This is a genomic window from Maribacter polysiphoniae (genome assembly GCF_003148665.1).
In the GTDB taxonomy this organism is placed as follows: Bacteria; Bacteroidota; Bacteroidia; order Flavobacteriales; family Flavobacteriaceae; genus Maribacter_A; species Maribacter_A polysiphoniae.
This window is the reverse complement of record NZ_QGGQ01000011.1, coordinates 36,930-54,111: the sequence shown is the minus strand read 5'-3', so window position 1 is coordinate 54,111 and position 17,182 is coordinate 36,930. Positions and strand designations below refer to the sequence as shown.

General features: G+C 41.0%; 14 protein-coding genes. 9 read left to right on the top strand and 5 right to left on the bottom strand.

What is annotated here, in order from left to right; genetic code table 11:
* Window positions 1-8: 8 nt before the first annotated feature.
* Together LX92_RS18100 and LX92_RS18095 are read left to right on the top strand one after the other, a co-directional pair.
* Complete coding sequence (locus LX92_RS18100; RefSeq protein ID WP_109653650.1) at window positions 9-2,303, top strand: glycoside hydrolase family 3 protein; 2,295 nt, start codon at window positions 9-11, stop codon at window positions 2,301-2,303.
* A gap of 186 nt (window positions 2,304-2,489) precedes the next feature.
* Window positions 2,490-2,984: a heme-binding domain-containing protein gene (locus LX92_RS18095; RefSeq protein ID WP_109653648.1), complete on the top strand. Its 495-nt coding sequence runs from the start codon at window positions 2,490-2,492 to the stop codon at window positions 2,982-2,984.
* Window positions 2,985-3,177: 193 nt separating this feature from the next.
* Here LX92_RS18095 and LX92_RS18090 read toward each other — a convergent pair whose 3' ends face one another.
* The gene (locus LX92_RS18090) at window positions 3,178-3,858 is read right to left on the bottom strand and encodes a hypothetical protein (protein ID WP_109653646.1); all 681 of its coding nucleotides are present in this window, start codon (window positions 3,856-3,858) and stop codon (window positions 3,178-3,180) included.
* A 280-nt stretch (window positions 3,859-4,138) separates the two neighbouring features.
* On the opposite strand from LX92_RS18090, the gene LX92_RS18085 reads away from it, so the two are divergent.
* Entirely contained in the window at window positions 4,139-5,641 is a 1,503-nt protein-coding gene (locus LX92_RS18085; protein WP_109653644.1) for an aminotransferase class V-fold PLP-dependent enzyme, read from the top strand.
* A gap of 21 nt (window positions 5,642-5,662) precedes the next feature.
* On the opposite strand, the gene LX92_RS18080 is transcribed toward LX92_RS18085, so the two are convergent.
* Complete coding sequence (locus LX92_RS18080; protein WP_109653855.1) at window positions 5,663-8,710, bottom strand: aminotransferase class III-fold pyridoxal phosphate-dependent enzyme; 3,048 nt, start codon at window positions 8,708-8,710, stop codon at window positions 5,663-5,665.
* Between the two features lie 171 nt (window positions 8,711-8,881).
* Between LX92_RS18080 and LX92_RS18075 the strand changes: the two genes are divergently transcribed.
* The 6 genes from LX92_RS18075 (at window position 8,882) to LX92_RS18050 (ending at window position 13,875) form a co-directional block, all read left to right on the top strand.
* Entirely contained in the window at window positions 8,882-9,514 is a 633-nt protein-coding gene (locus LX92_RS18075) for a Crp/Fnr family transcriptional regulator (protein WP_109653642.1), read from the top strand.
* Between the two features lie 168 nt (window positions 9,515-9,682).
* A complete protein-coding gene (locus tag LX92_RS18070; RefSeq protein ID WP_109653640.1) occupies window positions 9,683-11,098 on the top strand; it encodes an MBL fold metallo-hydrolase in 1,416 nt (471 codons plus the stop codon).
* A gap of 104 nt (window positions 11,099-11,202) precedes the next feature.
* Window positions 11,203-11,544, top strand: coding sequence for a rhodanese-like domain-containing protein (locus tag LX92_RS18065; RefSeq protein ID WP_109653638.1), 342 nt, complete (start codon window positions 11,203-11,205; stop codon window positions 11,542-11,544).
* Window positions 11,545-11,607: 63 nt separating this feature from the next.
* Window positions 11,608-11,880, top strand: coding sequence for a heavy-metal-associated domain-containing protein (locus tag LX92_RS18060; RefSeq protein ID WP_109653636.1), 273 nt, complete (start codon window positions 11,608-11,610; stop codon window positions 11,878-11,880).
* Window positions 11,877-12,953 (top strand): c-type heme family protein, encoded by a 1,077-nt coding sequence (locus tag LX92_RS18055; RefSeq protein WP_109653634.1) that lies wholly within the window; start codon window positions 11,877-11,879, stop codon window positions 12,951-12,953. Before LX92_RS18060 ends, LX92_RS18055 begins: the two co-directional genes overlap by 4 nt.
* A 121-nt stretch (window positions 12,954-13,074) precedes the next feature.
* Window positions 13,075-13,875, top strand: a complete 801-nt coding sequence (locus tag LX92_RS18050) for a carbonic anhydrase (protein ID WP_109653852.1) — start codon at window positions 13,075-13,077, stop codon at window positions 13,873-13,875.
* 32 nt (window positions 13,876-13,907) lie between these two features.
* Here LX92_RS18050 and LX92_RS18045 read toward each other — a convergent pair whose 3' ends face one another.
* From LX92_RS18045 to LX92_RS18035, 3 genes are all read right to left on the bottom strand, one after another.
* On the bottom strand, window positions 13,908-14,786 hold the full coding sequence (locus LX92_RS18045) for a sterol desaturase family protein (RefSeq protein ID WP_109653632.1): 879 nt from the start codon (window positions 14,784-14,786) through the stop codon (window positions 13,908-13,910).
* Between the two features lie 93 nt (window positions 14,787-14,879).
* A complete protein-coding gene (locus LX92_RS18040) occupies window positions 14,880-15,359 on the bottom strand; it encodes a monoheme cytochrome C (RefSeq protein ID WP_109653630.1) in 480 nt (159 codons plus the stop codon).
* The gene (locus LX92_RS18035; protein ID WP_109653628.1) at window positions 15,360-16,580 is read right to left on the bottom strand and encodes a sulfite oxidase; all 1,221 of its coding nucleotides are present in this window, start codon (window positions 16,578-16,580) and stop codon (window positions 15,360-15,362) included.
* Between the last annotated feature and the right edge of the window lie 602 nt (window positions 16,581-17,182).

Sequence of the window (17,182 nt, the reverse complement as noted above, 5' to 3'; positions counted from 1 at the left end):
AAAGACATATGATCATAAATAAAGTGAATTTTGCAATAAGTACTTTGACCTTGACCCTGCTATTGGGGAGTTGTGGGGATAAATTCACCACAGAGGAAAAGGATGGCTACGTAAGGGTCAACAATACGAACGGAAGCGATTTGACATTTCACCCTGAATCTGGGGTGCAACTGTTGAAGGTTGACCAATATGCTTTTAAGGACCTTAACAGAAATGGTACTTTGGATAGCTATGAGGATTGGCGTTTGTCAGATGATGAGCGGGCGAAAAATCTGGCTTCCAAACTCTCCTTGGAAGATATTGCCGGACTCATGTTGTACAGTTCTCACCAATCCATTCCCGGGGCGAGTCAAGGCTTTGGGGCTGCGACGTATAATGGTAAAGCCCTCAAGGAAAGTGGGGCTTCCTCCAGTGACCTTTCCGATCAGCAAAAAAAGTTTTTGGAAGAAGACCATTTACGACATGTATTGATTACGAGGGTAGAAACCCCTTCAGTAGCAGCCCAATGGAATAATAATGCTCAAGCTTTTGTTGAAGGTATTGGTTTTGGGATCCCCATTAATACCAGTTCGGACCCTAGGCATGGTAGTGATTCTTATACCGAGTATAATGCCGGTGCAGGAGGAGCAATTTCAATGTGGCCGGGAACGCTGGGTATTGCGGCATCTTTTGATCCCGGTTTAATGCAACAATTTGGCGAAATCGCTTCTAAAGAGTATCGAGCCCTAGGTATCGCTACGGCTTTGTCTCCCCAAATTGATTTGGCGACGGAACCCCGTTGGAGCCGTTTTGATGGTACCATGGGTGAGGACCCGGACTTAACCACCGATTTGGCAAGGGCCTATGTAGATGGTTTTCAATCCAGCGAAGATGGGAATTGGGGCCTTGAAAGTGCCAATGCCATGGTGAAGCACTGGCCTGGAGGCGGACCGGAAGAAGGTGGTAGGGATGGCCATTTCGGTTATGGTGCTTATGCAGTTTATCCGGGTAAGAACCTAAAAGATCATTTGCAACCTTTTACCCAAGGGGCTTTTAAATTGAACGGGCCAACTAAAATGGCCGCTGCCGTTATGCCCTATTATACCATTTCCCATGGGGAAGGGGAAGCTGTAGGTAACGGATTCAATAAATATTTGATTACCGAAGTATTACGGGGTGAATATGGATACGACGGTGTTGTCTGTACCGATTGGGGCATAACCAATGATGTTACCTCCGTCGATAAATTTCAAGGTAAAAGTTGGGGTGTTGAAACCAAAACAGTCGCAGAACGTCATTATATGGTCATTGAGGCTGGCGTTGATCAATTTGGTGGCAACAATGATAAGGAACCCATTCTTGAAGCCTATAAAATGGGCGTAGCTGAACATGGGGAGGAGTATATGCGTCAGCGTTTTGAAGCTTCCGCTGTTCGTTTGCTTAAGAATATGTTTAGGGTTGGACTGTTTGAGAACCCTTATTTGGATGTTTCCGAAACAGAAAAAATAGTAGGGAACCCCGAATTCATGAAGGCTGGTTTTAACGCACAGCTACGGTCTGTGGTGATGCTTAAAAACCACAATGGGGTACTTCCGATTAAAGATAAAAGGAAAGTATATATTCCCAAACGCTACATTGCCCCAAGCACAAATTGGTGGGGTATTGTAACGCCAGAAAGGACCGAGTCCCCCTTTAATCTAGAGGTGGTGTCAAAATATTTTGAAGTGGTCAATGATCTCAAGGTAGCGGATTTTGCGTTAGTGGGTATCAAAAGTCCTGATGGAGGTGTAGGTTACGATAAATCCGATGTGGAAAAAGGAGGAAACGGTTATGTGCCCATTAGTCTACAATATGATTCTTATACGGCCAATGAGGCGCGTGAGACCAGTTTGGCGGGCGGTAGTCCGTTTGAAGATTTTAAAAACCGTTCCTTCAACGGTAAAACCGTTAAAACCAGAAACGTTACGGATATGACTTTGGTCAATGAAACCAAATCGAAAATGGGGGACAAACCTGTGGTTGTTGTTGCCCATGTTTCAAAACCCATGGTTTTTTCGGAAATCGAGAAAAGCTCTTCAGCCATTTTAATCCATATGGGTGTGCAAGATCAAGCGATTATGGAAATTATTTCAGGGGCGTTCGAGCCTTCTGCTTTATTGCCATTTCAAATGCCTTCCGATATGGCAACTGTAGAAAAGCAGTTTGAGGATGTGCCAAGGGATATGACACCCTATAGCGATGCTGATGGAAATACCTATGATTTTGCCTTTGGATTAAACTGGAGTGGACCAATTAATGACGAAAGGGTCGCTAAATACAAATAATAGAAAAGACTCCTTTTTTCTATCGAATCCCATATCGGAAAGGTAAAGGGTATCTGAAAAGGGGAATGAAGCGGGAATTTGTGATGCTGATTCACGAAGGAATAAGGGGCGACGAGGATGAATATTGAAATTGGTATTAAGAAACAGAAATCATTTATGTAATTTTAATTTAAAATACACATTATTATGGTAAGGAAAGTTTTAATAGTACTGTTGATTCTTTTGGTGATTATACAGTTCTTTCGCCCGGAAAGAAATGAATCCAATGACCTTACATATGATATTTCAAAGAAATACGAGGTGCCTGCAGAGGTAAACGAATTGTTGAAGGTATCCTGTAATGATTGTCATTCGAATAAAACGGAATATCCTTGGTATGCCAATGTACAACCTGTGGCTTGGTGGTTGAATGAACATGTTGTTGATGGTAAAAAACATCTCAATTATTCTGAATTCACTAAAAAACCCCTTTTTGTCCAAAACCATAAATTAGAGGAAACTATTGAAATGGTTGAGAAAAAGGAAATGCCCTTGGCTTCATATACTTATTTTGGCCTTCATCCCCAAGCGAATTTGACAGATGAACAGCGTGAAATGATAATCGATTGGGCCAAAGCACAGATGAGGTATTTAAAGGAGACCTATCCAGCGGATAGTCTGGCATTCCCTAAGCGGGATTGATTTCCATAATGAGGATTTTCATTCATGGTCCGATGGGATTCGGTTGAACCGAACCAATCCATATTAAGGGAATAGGGGATGGTCAAGAAAAAATGGTCATGGGCTATGAACGATTTCCCACACTGCTCAACAAAACAAAAAGTCCCGATAGAGCATCGGGACTTTGTCTTGTAAACTATTTCATGATGTAGCGCTAGTCCTCTTCTTCAGGCAGGTTGATTCCCTTGAGTAATAAGGTTGCCCCCATTAAAACAAGCCATAAAGCTTTAACATGAAACATAGGCTTGTATATTTCAAAGTTATCGGGAATTCCCATGATAATAGCCATAGCGGCAAACCCCATGATAATGGTAAGCCAGCCCAAACCTTTGTTCACAATGTTCCATTTTACAAAAGCAGCACCCAAAATCATAAGGCCTACCCCTGAAAATACGCGGCCAAACCTTACAAAACAGGTTACATAGTGGTTAGTAAAAAGTAAGCCATCCATAATCTGCTGGGTTTCCTCTGGTGATTTCCCTGCAGTGTTTCCTATACCCCATGCCCCGAATGTATAGTAAAAGGCGGCAGCAATGGCTAAAGTGAAGGTGCCGACAATGATCATTCCGGCTCCGGGATAAATCAATACGCGATATGGTTTCTTCGTGGCTATTGCCGTTAACGCGAACATGGCAATCCCCATTATGACCCATCCAAAGATATGAACCCGATAGAGCCAAATCCATGTCCATAAATTTTGGTTTATTTCCTCAAAATCAGAGGCGATAATATACTCTCCCAAATGGTGGGGCGAAAAAAACCACCCTCCCCACAATAATATGGCCGATACGATAAACGCCCAACCGATAACCTTAGTTTCGAAATCTTTTTTCATAATTTTTTGATTTGTTTTTTTCAATTTATGGGAATCACCCTTGATTTTGTGTAACTTTTGTTACATAGCGTATGGTTTAATTATCAGTATATCAATATTTTAGGTGTAATTTTGATATTTGTGATGCTTGGTAGACCCTTTTTTTAGGATTATGGTAAAAAACCATTCATATGGAAACAGAAATGTTTTAATGCTTATTAAAATGGAATTAGTGACCTTTAATTTTTATACCAAAGGATTATTTAAGGCTATTTTTACATATAGTTTATAAATTTACACCATGGGCGACACCATATCAAAATCAGGTTTAAGGGAATCGAGGTTGGAAAATTACTTTCAGCAATTCAGGCAACACATTGTCGGGGATGGCCAAACTTTCGAATCACCCTATGGAAAGCAGCGTATTCTATATGCTGATTGGACGGCTAGTGGAAGGTTATATGGCCCAATTGAGGATAAACTGAGCAAGATAATCGGTCCTTTCGTGGCCAATACACATACAGAAACATCCTTTACAGGTTCCGTAATGACCATGGCCTACCATAAGGCCCGTAAAAAAATAAAACAGCATGTACATGCCAATGAGGATGATGTTCTGATTACGGTTGGTACGGGTATGACAGGGGCAGTGAATAAATTCCAACGGATTTTAGGGCTCAAGGTATCGGAAAATCTAAGGAAACACACCAAGGTACCTGAAGCCTTAAGGCCAATTGTCTTCATATCGCATATGGAACACCATTCCAACCAAACCTCATGGCTTGAAACCATCGCCAAGGTTGAGGTTATTCCATGTAACGCACAAGGCTTGATTTGTTTTGAAAGTTTCGAAAAGCTATTGGACAAATATCAGGAGCACCCCTTGAAAATCGCTTCAATAACAGGATGCTCCAACGTTACGGGCATACGGACAGAATATCATCGGGTTGCTAAAATAATCCATGAAAATAATGGACTTTGTTTTGTTGATTTTGCCTGTTCGGCGCCTTATGTGCAAATCGACATGCATCCAGAGAATGAAGATGAATACTTGGACGCCATCTTTTTTTCCCCCCATAAATTTTTAGGGGGGCCAGGTTCGAGTGGCGTTCTTATCTTCAACAAGAAATTGTATAAAAACCTGATACCGGACAATCCCGGTGGGGGAACGGTCACCTATACCAACCCGTGGGGCGATCATGATTATATTGATGATATCGAAACCCGGGAAGATGGAGGTACGCCTGGATTCTTACAGGCCATACGGACAGCCTTGGCGATACAGTTGAAAGAACGGATGGGGGTGGCGAATATCCTTAAGCGTGAACATGAATTGAACCAAAGGATTTTTAAAAACCTGGCCAAGGTTGGGAATCTCCACATTTTGGCAAAGGAACATCAGGATCGATTGGGCGTTTTTTCATTTTATATTGATGATGCACATTATAATCTGGTTGTAAAACTATTGAATGATCGATATGGAATCCAAACTAGGGGAGGATGTTCATGTGCCGGTACTTACGGACATTTTTTATTGCATGTAGATCAATTGACCTCCAAAGCCATTGAGCAGATGATTTTGGAAGGTTGTTTGATGGAACGACCGGGCTGGATACGAATGTCCATTCACCCTACAATGACCGATAAAGAGGTTGATTATATATGTGAAGCTATTGCCCAAATTGCACAAAACCACAAAGAATGGGGCAAGGATTATATCCATAATCTGGTTAAAAATGAATTTGAGCATAAAGGTGGGAACCAAAGTGAACAAGAATTGGTTGAAGCCTGGTTCGGGGAATAGATTATGTCCAATTTTTATGGGTTATATGTTTTTTTGGACCGAAACATCCATAAAATCCTCACCAAGGATTCTTTCGAGATAAAAGAGTAACTCATTCGCATTCTCTTTGGCAAATACCAGGGGAGGTTTTATTTTCAGGACATTATGGTCGGGCCCGTCTATACTCATTAAAATGCCGTGGTCTTTCATTCGATTGGCCAAATAATCAGTCTGTGCCGCAAGGGGTTCCATCTTTTTATCGACCATTTCCACCCCTAAAAACAATCCTTGCCCACGTATGTTACCCATAATTGGATACCTGATTGCCAGTTTTTCCAATTCCGACTTAAGATATTCCCCGACTTCCAAGGCATTTCTTTGTAAACCTTCTTCTTTGACAACCCGCAATACCTCGGTGCCAATGGCGCATGAAACAGGGTTACCGCCAAAAGTATTGAAGTACTCCATGCCATTGGCGAATTCGTCGGCCACTTTTTGGGTGCAGACCACGGCAGCCAAAGGGTGTCCGTTACCCAAGGGTTTTCCGATTGTAACTATATCAGGAACTACATGGTGCAATTGGAAACCCCAAAAGGTTTTGCCCATTCTACCACATCCTGTCTGAACTTCATCTGAAATGCAAAGGCCACCTGCGTTTCGAATATGCTGATAAGCTTCTTTTAAAAAACCTGTCGGAAGCTCAATTTGCCCTCCGCAACTAATAATGGGTTCAACGATGAAAGCGGAAACCCCGCGGCCTTTTTTCTGTATTTTGGTGATTTGTTGCTGTACTTCCCGAGCATACAAGGGTCCTGTGTTTTTACCTCTGTATTTTCCCCGAAAAGTATCGGGTAAGGGAAATATATGGGTATGTTCAGGGGTGCCATTTCCGCCTTTACCATTGAACTTATAGGCACTAATATCAATACAACTGTTGGTGTTGCCGTGATAGCCAACTTCTGAAGCGATAATATCTTGTTCCCCAGTGACAGCCTTGGCCATACGAATGGCCAATTCATTGGCCTCACTACCCGAATTGACAAAATGGACCACACTCAATGCTTCGGGTAACGTTTCCAATAATTCCTGCGCCAAAATATTGATATTACCATGTAAATAGCGCGAATTTGTATTGATTAGGGCCATTTGTGACTGTCCAGCCTTAACCACTCTTGGATGTTCATGCCCTACATGGGCTACATTGTTCACGGTATCCAAATAACGGCGGCCATATTGATCGATGAGATATGGACCATTTCCGCGTACCATTTTAATGGGTGTTTCATACTGTAGGCTCAAGCTCTTGCCCAAATGTTTCTTGCGATACGTGATCAGATCTTCATTTGATTGGTGGGCAATGGCATTCAATCCCGATGACTTGAATAATACATTGGGGTTGGGACAAATGCTTTTCCAAACATCGATTTGGTTGTGATAGGCAACTCCAGGGAAATCATCGGTAAAATCGAGCAAGGATAATAGTACTTGAAAATGAAGATGGGAAGCCCAATTGCCATTTTCAGGATAATTGCCCAAAACGCCTATTAAATCACCAACTTCCAATTTGTCACCTATTTTATGGGCTGTGGCACTAGCCACGGATAAATGTCCGTACAGGGTATAGAAAATAAGATGATTGAATTTGTGTTTTAAAACGACCAACCCTCCATATTCCTTATCACCCGCATCGTTTACAGCAATCACAACTTCACCCTCAAATAGATTATGCACGGGTGTTTTAGCGGGCAACCAAAAGTCAATACCCAAATGTATGGTACGGCTTTCCTTACCGCTATTACCGATTTTGTCATATGCAGGGGATGTGTAAAGTGGCCTTGGTTCCAAATACCCCCCTGCAATGATTTTTTGGGGATGTTCTTTTTGCAATTGACCAATTTTAAATTGAAATAGATCAAGGTCGTTAAAATCACTTTGGTGTCCGGTCCATGGGCTTGAAACACTCAAGTCCAAAGGGAAAATCCCATTATTTTCTATCGTAGGAAACAAATGCTGCAAACTTGACCTACAGGTTTTGGTCCAGCTTTGAAATTTTTCCTCTTGGGGATGCGCATTAAGCCCGCAAGCTGTTCGGAAGCTATAATAGGCGAAATCCCCACTTATTTTTTTCCATTTTTCAAGCAATCGCCAAGCAGGTTTTTCACTGATCGATAAGTATTCGTTATCAGGTTCCTTGATGCGGTTCAATGCCGATTTCGTCACAGAGATGACCAAGCGCATGGCAATTGTGATGTACAAATACTTCAGTTCCCCTTCGGATAAAGGATAACTCTGGTGATACCCTTTTACGATAGGCAATGCAGCTTCTAATGGGTCATTTTGGTTCATGATGGCATAAGCACAGGTTATGGCCACGTCATTGATGGTTTGGGTATAAATAGCATCGCCATAATCAATGATAGCCTTAACCTTAGGGGAGGTAAGCGATTCGGTGACTATAATATTGTTATCGTTCGCATCGTTATGTACTACCGATTTTCTAAGCTTGGTATAGGCGTTTTGCACCTTTTCGAATTGGTCTTGGAAATAGGTAATGATTTCCTTTTGATTGGTATCAAATACATGTAAATGGTTCTTTGTCCATAGCGATTGTGCTACATCCCATTCAAATTCCCTAACTGCCATAGGGTGTTCAAACTTGGAAAGGGAGAAACTCAATGTACCACATTGCTTCCCCAGACTAAATCGTAAATCATTCAATTGGGGATTTATCGAACTCCAAACCCTACCAGATATCCAAGTGAGTAGCCTTACCTTACGATGATGACCATTGGTGTCTACAAAGTCGGAAATGGCATTGCCCTGTTTATCAAGTACTACTTTAGGAACAACAATATTCTTTTTTTGCATTTCGATGTGCTGAAGTATTTTTTGCTGAAAATCGAAAAATGCCCCGCTTTCATTAGGCCTTGAAACTTTTAGAACATAACACTCTTTTTCTTTGGTGGTGATTTTGAAATTAAAATCGGATTCCCCAGGTAATGCCATGGCCTTACCTTCGATTTTGTACAGCCCCAAGAGTAAGGATTCCGCTATTTTTGGGGATAATTTTACTTCAGAATAATCGGTCATTTTAGGTATTATGTATATCTTCGAAAAGCTTTGCCCTTCAAACATTTAGATTAAACTTAAACTAAAATTAAGGCAATTTCAAAAGTATTCCCAAGAATTATTTTCAATTTGAAATTTGAGGGTTATTTTTGGTGTAACCCATATTTCAACTATAATCGCGACATTAGCCATATGATCAAAGAACTACAAGCAAATTACGGACATCTTTTTGAGGAAGAACTAATCAATGAAATAAACCAAACAGGGACATATCGGGAAATTCATGAAGGTCATAAGCTGATGGAGATTGGGGATTACGTAAAATCCATGCCCTTGTTGATATCCGGTGTAATAAAAGTGCTTCGGGAAGATGGGGATGGCGATGAATTATTATTGTATTTTCTGGAACATGGCGATACTTGTGCCATGACATTGAATTGTTGCATGGGTCACACGAAAAGTGAAGTTAGGGCCATAGCCGAAACCAATGCCAAATTGATTATGATTCCAATCCAAAAGATGGAGGAATGGTTGGCAAAATACACAAGCTGGCGAAATTTTGTCCTGTTAAGTTACCACAACAGGCTGAATGAGATGTTGGAGACAATCGACAGTATAGCCTTCTTGAGGATGGATGACCGTCTTCTAAAGTATTTAAGGGATAAGGCGAGGGTAACCAATGACAATGAAATCAGTACCACCCATCAGCAAATTGCCTATGAGTTACATACTTCAAGGGTGGTTATTTCCAGACTGCTTAAAAAGCTCGAAAACCTAGGTGAAATCAAACTCCATAGAAACCAGATACGTTTACTGAAGGTGTAAACGGCCTAGCCTGGATTTGACTAATATGTGTTTCAATACCATAATTTGTCGGCTGCTGACGAAGATCAGTTGTTCTTAATTCTGTTGTTATGATCTTTGTAACCTTTGTTACTTTGTAAGCAGGGGAACGATTATACTTTTATACAGTCAACACATCAAACCACGATCATGAAAATAGAGCAGATTTATACGGGTTGCTTAGCCCATGCAGCCTACTATTTGGAAAGTAATGGTGAGGCAGCCATCTTCGACCCTCTTCGTGAGGTACAACCTTATATAAACCGGGCAAAAAAGGACAATGCCCGTATTAAATATGTCTTCGAGACCCACTTTCATGCCGATTTTGTAAGTGGCCATTTGGATTTAAGGAAAAAAACGGGGGCACAAATAGTGTTCGGTCCAACGGCCAAGCCAGGTTATGATGCTTTGGTCGCTGAGGATAATCAGGTCTTTGAAATAGGGGGGTATAAAGTAAAGGTTTTACATACTCCTGGACATACCATGGAGAGTACAACGTATTTGCTTATTGATGAAAAAGGGAAAGAGCACGGCCTGATTACAGGGGATACGTTGTTCATTGGTGATGTTGGTAGGCCCGATTTGGCGCAACACGTCGTGTCAGAGCTTACTGAGGAAAAACTGGCAGGATACCTGTACGATTCCCTAAGAAATAAAATTATGCCTTTGGGCGATGACCTTATCGTATATCCCAATCACGGTGCAGGTTCTGCCTGTGGTAAAATGATGAGTAAGGAAACTACCGATACCTTAGGGCATCAGAAAAAAGTCAATTATGCATTACGGGCAGATATGACCAAAGAGGAGTTCATCAAGGAACTGCTTACAGGCCTGACCTCGCCACCAGCCTACTTCCCCAAAAATGTAATGATGAATATAAAGGGGTATGAAAGTCTTGATACCGTGATGGAAAGGGGGACACAAGCCTTGACCCCAGAAGCTTTTGAGGCCGCTGCCAATGAAACAGGCGCTTTGATGTTAGACACTAGGGATCCTGAGGATTTTGCAAAAGGGCATGTTCCGAATAGCATCAATATCGGATTGAACGGTAATTTTGCCCAATGGGTAGGTGAAATGGTTCCTGATATTAAACAGGAAATCTTGCTTATTACCTATCCCGATAAGGAAAAAGAGGCCATTACCCGATTATCAAGGGTTGGTTATGATCATGCGATAGGTTTTCTTAAGGGAGGTTTCGATAGTTGGAAGATCGCCAAGAAGGAGTTTGGGACGATCAATCGTATGTCGTCACAGGAATTTGCGGAAATGTATACTGCCAAAAAACCACTGGTTATCGATATTCGTAAAAAAAGTGAATATGATTCCGAACATGTTGTTGGCGCCCAAAATATCCCATTGAATGAAATCAACGGGCATTTGGCCGAGTTTCCTAAAGATACTCCCTTCATTATTTATTGTGCGGGAGGATATCGGAGTATGATTGCAGCCTCTATATTAAAACAAAGGGGGTGGGACAATTTTACCGATGTGGTAGAAGGGTTCGATGGAATCTCAAATACAGCAGTGGATCGAACCGATTATGTATGTCCGACCACCATGCTATAGTACGACATAAAAGTAGTTAGTTGATAGCAAGGGATGGGCAGGTTGATTATGGTCTTTCCCTTGTTTCTAAATGTATAAACAAGAACAGATAAAACATATAATAGATGTCATTTTTAAGTTTACTTTTTGGCGGAGGCGCCCTTGATCCCGATAAGTTTGAAGTACTGGATAAAAATGCCTTTAAGGCAGCCATTCGAAATAAAAAGGTACAATTGGTAGATGTGCGCACTGCCGGGGAATACAGGACCGGACATATAGGTAAGGCCATTAATATCGATTTTTTCCAAGGCAGTGATTTTAAGTCGTCTTTTGAAAAGTTGGATAAGGACAAACCGGTATATTTGTACTGTAGATCAGGTAGTAGAAGTAGAAAGGCGGCTCGTAAAGTATTGGATATGGGTTTCGAGAAAGTGTATGACCTTCAAGGAGGATATATGCAATGGTAAAAGGACCTTTTGGGAATTTTAATTTTAAAGGATATTATTTGTAAAGAATAAATAGTACAAGGAATGAAAGCAACAATAATAGTTCAGAATTTAAAATGTGACGGATGTGCCCGTACAATCACCAATAAATTATCTGAAATAGAGCATATTTCAGAAGTTGATGTCATCACGGAATCCTCTTCAGTGACATTTACCTATGTGGCTGCGGAGGACACCCTTCGGGTTAAGGATAAACTTAAGGAATTGGGATATCCTTCTGTCGATAGCAAAAATACCCTTGCGACCAAAGCAAAGTCGTTTGTGAGTTGTGCAACGGGTAAAATGTCCAAAGAATGAGGATTATATATTGTATAGCGGTAATTATCGTATTGGCAAGTTGCAAAGACACCAAGGGAAAGACGACTCCTATAGGGGATGGACTTTCAGAAAACAACTTGGTGGATGGGGAACACCCGGGAAAGAAAATCGTAGAGACCAAATGTTATATATGTCACGATGCAACCACTCCAGAGGCTAATCGACTTGCCCCACCCATGGCAGCGGTTAAAATGCGGTATCAAATGGGGGGTACCACCAAAAATGAATTCATCAATGATTTTGTGGAATGGTCAAGGAAACCCTCACGTGAAAAATCGAAAATGCCGGGTGCCGTACAGCGTTTTGGGGTAATGCCCTATCTTCCTTACCCTGAGGAGGAAATAAAACAAATAGCGGATTACCTATACGATAATGAGATAGATCAGCCGGAATGGTTCGAAGAACATTATCAAATGAACCATGGTAACGGCCAAGGCCAAGGTATGGGAAGAGGCCAAGGTATGGGTAATGGTCAAGGTATGGGTAATGGTCAAGGTATGGGAAGAGGCCAAGGTATGGGTAATGGTAGGCAGATGCGAATGGGCATGGGTCAGAATACTACGGATACCGATTTTAGTGCCTTGGGATTAAAATATGCCTTATCTACCAAACAGCAATTAGGAAAAAACCTCATAACCGCAATACAACAAAAGGGGACTGTTGGCGCTGTTACGTTTTGTAACCTTAAAGCGATAAAGCTAACCGATAGTATGGCCATTGTCCACAAGGCTAAAATCAAAAGAGTCTCGGACAAACCCAGAAATCCCGATAACCAGGCAAATGCCAAAGAACTTGATTATATCAATGTCTTTAAGCAGATGGCGAAAAATGGAATGGAAATCAGCCCGATGACAGAAGAGGTCAATGATCAAATACATTTCTATTATCCCATAACTACCAATACGATGTGTCTGCAATGCCATGGAATACCCAACGAAAACGTCGCTTTTGAAACCTTGACCACTTTAAGGAAACTATATCCTTCCGATTTGGCATTAGGCTATGATGTTGATGAAGTACGTGGTATTTGGAGTATTGTTTTTGATAAATAGTATCCTTATCGCTTTTGGGAATTGGATAATAAATCTACTTTTGACGTGGTTTTACGTTCAAAGGATTTAAATGTTTTATGCAGTCCCCATTACGAAAACCTTCATAAATACTATTTGTCAAATGAAATATACAATGTATGCCTTCATAGGCTTATTGGTCTTAGGGGCCTGTAAAGAAAGTGGGACGAAAAACACCCACATTGGCGCAGAAACTAGGGAAGTTGAACACGGGTCATCATCAAAGCATTGGAGCTATGCGGGGGAGACAGGTCCGGAACATTGGGCTGAGATTGAGGCGGAATCGGATTGCAATGGTAAATTTCAATCCCCAATAAATATTGTCAAATACGAAGAAAACAATAGTCTTAAGCCTATAGCCCTTCATTACGCCGAAAACACCAAAATACACGATGTGACCAACAATGGGCATAGCATTCAATATAATTTTGAATCTGGGGATAATATCATGGTCAATGGTTTGCGATATGATTTAAAACAAGTACACTTTCATGAACCGTCGGAACATACGATCGATGGGGTGCGTTATCCCTTGGAAATGCATTTGGTGCATATTAATGATTCCGGACAGTATACCGTTATTGCGGTTATGGCCAAAGAAGGGGTAAGTAGTATTCCTTTTGATTTCTTGGAAAGTTTCTTGCCACTTAAGGCTGGTGAGAAAAAAGAAGTGGATCTGCCCTTCAATATGAACGACAATTTGCCCAGTAATAAGGATTATTTCTTTTATACGGGCTCTTTAACAACCCCTCCCTGTACAGAAGGGGTGAATTGGTATATCTTAAAAGAACCCATTACGGTTTCATTGGAACAGGTAGACCTTCTAAAGAAATTGATGCCCATTAATAATTACAGGAACGAGCAGCCCCACAATGGACGACAGCTTTATGTAACGGGTAATTGATACTTGATATTGAATCGTAGCCAGTATCGCGATCATTCCTTTTTCTGTTTGCCGAAGCCATAGATATTCTGATGTATGAAATCATGGGGGAATTTGTCATCCCCAGGAAATCCCAATTCAAGATTACCACTGTCTTCAGGAACATAATTCGTTTTAAAAATATAATCCCATAGGCTTAGACTGATGCCAAAATTGATGCCATATGTTCCTTGGGGCAGGGTATAGGCATGATGGTATAAATGCATCACCGGATTATTGAGGATATACTTTAAAGGTCCCCATGTTATCTTGATGTTGGCATGGTTGAAGTGACCAATGGTAATGGCCACGAAATGAACAATGTAGGCCTGTTCTGGCTCAAAACCTCCCAGGACCATTACCCCAAGGGTTTTTAAGGGTTTATAAATGATGTTTTCCATCCAATGATAACGAAGATGGGCGGCAAATCCCATTTCCTTGACCGAATGGTGTACTTTATGGAATTTCCATAAGAAGGCATATTTGTGAAGCAGTACATGGGTAAACCATTGTACAAAGTCAAGAATGATAAAGAAAATCAGCAATTGGCTCCACATGGGCATGGCTGAAAGATCAAGAATGGTTAAACTTTTTGATGAAATACCGATATCATTGAAGAGCAGTCCCAAAAATTTATAAAAACCACTGATGGCAATGGCGAATAAGAAGAAATTGAAATACATATAAAAGGCATCGAGCCAAAAATCCCTTCGAAAGATCGATTGTTCCTTTCGCCATGGGAAAGCAATTTCCAATCCCCAGACGATCAAAGAAATAAGGGTAAGTCCCCAGAAATAATTCGTGTACCAGGGAACTTCAAAGATTATGGATTTCCAAGTCCAATCGATGCTCCCCATAAAGGAGTTGACAAAAGCATTCACATATTTTTCCATAGCATTTTTATTTATGATTGTACGCTTAACGTTCTTGGGTGCACTGTGTATCCTTATACCTAGACGTTGTCAATTCATACAGTCTTGATTTCATTAATTAAGATCATACCATTCAATATCTTTTAAATTTTCCCGTCGCCCTTTTTTTTCAGGAGGATAATTGGAGACCAGGTAATTGACGATAATTTTCTCATTGGGTCCTAAGTCCCACAAATTCTGTGTCTCTTGCATCCAACGAATGGTGGTGATCCACCGTTCCTCGTTCATTCGGTTCTGGGTCACTAATTTTGCCGAATGGCAATTGGTGCAATTATTGACTACGGTCATCAGTCCTTCAGCATCGACCAAGCCGGTGCGGACGTGTATCCCATTTTCTATCTTATCAAAATCATCTTCCTTAGGAACGGTTGTGTATTCCATTTCTTCAACCTGGGGTCCTGATTTTTTTAACAAATCAGGATTCAGCATAAGAAATAATATAGTAAAGGCGGCTACCGCGAATAAACCAAAAATGCCCAAAAGCATTTGGTATATGGCCTTCGCCCGTTGCTTGAATTTCGTATGTTCATCCATTTATACAACCTTTATTGCAATCCTATGACAGGCATTGTTCAGATACCCTTTTGGGTTCCATCCTGGTAATAACATGGGTTGACTTATTCCCATCGAATCAGTGGCCTTTGCCCATACTTCGTAATATCCTTTTTTAGGAAATGAAACCTCGGCCGTAAAGTGTTGCCAAGCCAATCGGTTGGCAGGTTTCTCAAGATTACAGGTTTTCCAAGTGGCACCAAAATCTATGGAGTATTCCATTTTCAATATTTCCAATTCACCTGCCCAGGCATGTCCCCGAATATTCAGAACCTTACCATCCTTAATGGTTGCGCCAGTCTTAGGATAGGTAATCAGTGATTTTACAGGCATTGATTCGATAATACACATATCCTCGTCTTTCACCTTCTCCCCGGGTGCAACCGGATTACAGGGCACCCTATACGCCGTACCGGTCATTTTGGTACCATCATGTATGATATTGCGGACACTGATGCGGTTGATCCACTTTCCTGAAACAGAGGCAGGCCATCCACCAGCGACCAATCGTAAGGGATAACCGTGGGCCAAGGGAATGTCTTCCCCATTCATTTTAAATGCAATCAGGGTTTCATCCTGCATTACTTTAGGCATTGGGGCACCCCGTGAGATAGGCTCTTTTTTGGGATCTCTACTTAGATGGACATCGGCAGCGTGGTAACCGATATAAACAGCATCATTATTAATACCTACATCATCAAGAAGATCTCGCAAACGGATCCCTGTCCAATTGGCACAGGAAACCGCCCCGACTGTCCACTGGTTGCCTTTCGCTGGAGGGTCAAATTCACTTCGGCCATTTCCGCCGCATTCCAAAGTTAATTGATAGGTATATTGTGGAAACTTTGTTTTTAAATCTGCCAAGGAATAGGTTTTACTCTTACTTACCGACTCCCCGTCGATGGTCAATGTCCATGTACTGGCATCTATATTTTCAGGAATCAATCCATTGTTTCTAAGGAACATAGAGGTGTTGGGGGTAATCTTATCATCCAACAAGTGGGCTTTGGCTTCAATATTCCAAGGCTTGTCGTTAAGGACTTCCATACCGCGATCTTTGTTGAACATCTTAAAAGGGTCAGGGTCTTGTAAGGCCAAGGGATTATAATCCTTAGGCATCGTATTGCCAAAAACAATATCCGTCCCGATCAGCATGCTTAATGAACCCAAAGCAGTTCTAGTAACAAAATTTCTTCTTTTCATCTTATGGATTGAAATTCAAGGTTTTAAGATAAGTATATTTTAATGGTAAACTCTGTAACAAAAGTTACACTAAATGATAAAGATAAATAAATAGTCGATTTACACTATGATCGGTGTCATTGTCTTATGACTGGAGGGAATCTTAAAACTGCAATCGCAAAAGAAAGGGTAACACCCTTAAGGAACCAAAAGGGGTACATTCGTAATATAATGTGGGTTAAACGATTGTAAGCCAAGCATAAGAATCAATTTGGATTGTCCCATGGTTTTGGCCCCAGTGATTTTTTATCTTTTTCTAAACCTAATTCCAAGAAGAATGAAAGACCAAGCAGGTTTTATGAAAACAGGGGTGTTTAATGGCGCACCCGTATAGGATCATCGAACGTTTATCTTTGGTGTTAAGCGCACAATTACTACGTTGGGTGTCTTTGTCTACCCATGTTGTCCATCAATTGTTGAGGATAAATACTGGATTATGCTTGGTTAGCAAGTATTTTTGGTAACATTTGTTACAAAAGTTTTTAAACTGTATCCCTTAAAGCACATAATTATTGTTTATCTAATTTTTAATTGTCAATAATATATAGCTATGGGCGAGGTTG

Bases quoted from the DNA above. Each gene is read 5' to 3' on its own strand.
- LX92_RS18100 (WP_109653650.1), top strand. From the start codon at position 9: ATGATCATAAATAAAGTGAATTTTGCAATAAGTACTTTGACCTTGACC.
- LX92_RS18095 (WP_109653648.1), top strand. From the start codon at position 2,490: ATGGTAAGGAAAGTTTTAATAGTACTGTTGATTCTTTTGGTGATTATA.
- LX92_RS18090 (WP_109653646.1), bottom strand. From the start codon at position 3,858: ATGAAAAAAGATTTCGAAACTAAGGTTATCGGTTGGGCGTTTATCGTA.
- LX92_RS18085 (WP_109653644.1), top strand. From the start codon at position 4,139: ATGGGCGACACCATATCAAAATCAGGTTTAAGGGAATCGAGGTTGGAA.
- LX92_RS18080 (WP_109653855.1), bottom strand. From the start codon at position 8,710: ATGACCGATTATTCTGAAGTAAAATTATCCCCAAAAATAGCGGAATCC.
- LX92_RS18075 (WP_109653642.1), top strand. From the start codon at position 8,882: ATGATCAAAGAACTACAAGCAAATTACGGACATCTTTTTGAGGAAGAA.
- LX92_RS18070 (WP_109653640.1), top strand. From the start codon at position 9,683: ATGAAAATAGAGCAGATTTATACGGGTTGCTTAGCCCATGCAGCCTAC.
- LX92_RS18065 (WP_109653638.1), top strand. From the start codon at position 11,203: ATGTCATTTTTAAGTTTACTTTTTGGCGGAGGCGCCCTTGATCCCGAT.
- LX92_RS18060 (WP_109653636.1), top strand. From the start codon at position 11,608: ATGAAAGCAACAATAATAGTTCAGAATTTAAAATGTGACGGATGTGCC.
- LX92_RS18055 (WP_109653634.1), top strand. From the start codon at position 11,877: ATGAGGATTATATATTGTATAGCGGTAATTATCGTATTGGCAAGTTGC.
- LX92_RS18050 (WP_109653852.1), top strand. From the start codon at position 13,075: ATGAAATATACAATGTATGCCTTCATAGGCTTATTGGTCTTAGGGGCC.
- LX92_RS18045 (WP_109653632.1), bottom strand. From the start codon at position 14,786: ATGGAAAAATATGTGAATGCTTTTGTCAACTCCTTTATGGGGAGCATC.
- LX92_RS18040 (WP_109653630.1), bottom strand. From the start codon at position 15,359: ATGGATGAACATACGAAATTCAAGCAACGGGCGAAGGCCATATACCAA.
- LX92_RS18035 (WP_109653628.1), bottom strand. From the start codon at position 16,580: ATGAAAAGAAGAAATTTTGTTACTAGAACTGCTTTGGGTTCATTAAGC.